This is a genomic window from Streptomyces bobili (genome assembly GCF_002154575.1).
GTDB classification, from domain to species: Bacteria; Actinomycetota; Actinomycetes; order Streptomycetales; family Streptomycetaceae; genus Streptomyces; species Streptomyces bobili.
Genome location: NZ_MUBA01000582.1, coordinates 1 through 1,095, shown reverse-complemented (window position 1 = coordinate 1,095; position 1,095 = coordinate 1). Strand labels below are relative to the sequence as shown.

2 protein-coding genes are annotated in these 1,095 nt (G+C 63.8%); both read right to left on the bottom strand.

Annotated features, from left to right (window positions below; translation table 11 throughout):
- Window positions 1–115 (bottom strand): DUF397 domain-containing protein (locus BZL64_RS34080; RefSeq protein WP_143663385.1); only part of this gene is annotated, 115 nt, incomplete at its 3' end.
- Between the two features lie 8 nt (window positions 116–123).
- A complete protein-coding gene (locus BZL64_RS34075) occupies window positions 124–981 on the bottom strand; it encodes a helix-turn-helix domain-containing protein (RefSeq protein WP_086772953.1) in 858 nt (285 codons plus the stop codon).
- Window positions 982–1,095 lie beyond the last annotated feature (114 nt).

The window sequence follows — 1,095 nt, the reverse complement described above, 5'->3', positions numbered from 1 at the left end:
GGGTGTCGCTCTCGCGGAGGTGGAGGGTGGTGGGGGTGGAGGTTAGTTCTAGGCAGTTGGAGCCGTCCCCGCCGCCGGAGAAGGATGACTTCTGCCAGTTGTCGGGAGCGGTCATGGGTTGCCTCACAGTTCCTTCGCAAGTCGGTGGATGAAGTCCCTCGAACGGTCGGGTTCGAGTGAAACTCCTTCGATCTTACGGAAGAGCGTTCGAAATGCACCGAGTTGAGCCTCGGAGTCCACGAAGGCTGTGCCATTGGCGGTGACATCACGCACAACCGTGTCCAGCTTGACGACAGCACCACCCGCATACATCATCGTGCTCCACGCGCCTCCGAAGCCGTCCAGGTCGAAAGGAATGACGCGCACGGTGACGCTGTCCGCTTGCGACAGTTCCAGGACGTGAGAGAGCTGGGCGCGTGCGGTGGCACGGTCGCCGACACGGATGCGAAGTGCGGCCTCGTGGATAACTGCCTCGTAGGGAATCGCGGCAGGGCCCTCGATGACGGCCCGCCGCCGCATGCGGTGCTCCACACGCAAATCGGTGTCATTCGCCGGTAGTTCAGGGACCCGATACGAGAACACCGCTCGGGCGTAGTCCTCAGTCTGGAGGAGGCCGGGGATGTTCAGAAACTCCATGTCGAGTCGGTATGCCGCGTGATGCTCCAACTCGGCGATGTCTAGGAAGGGCGGCGTGGGCAACTTGCCCTGGTAGTCCTCCCACCAGCCACGCGTCCGGTCCGTGGCCATGGCCACCAGCGCTTCGATCAGATCGGTGTCCGTGCACGAGTAGTGCGCCGCCAGCCGTCTCACGCGTGCCTCGCTGACGCCCGCGGTCCCGAACTCGATCTGGCTCATCTGCGCAGAGTCCGTGCCGAGGAGCGCGGCGGCCTCCCGGCCCTTCAGTCCAGCGGCTTCACGGAGCTTGCGCAGCTCAGTCCCCAGTCGGGCCTGACGAGCAGTCACCTTGGTTCTGCGGGCCACGACTTCCTCCTTGACTCGTTCGTGGAGCAGATTACGCAATGACTTGCGCGGTCCCAAATTGTGGCTCTACCGTCAGTGAGCGACGTTCACCCTGCGGAAGCGCACCGCACCGTC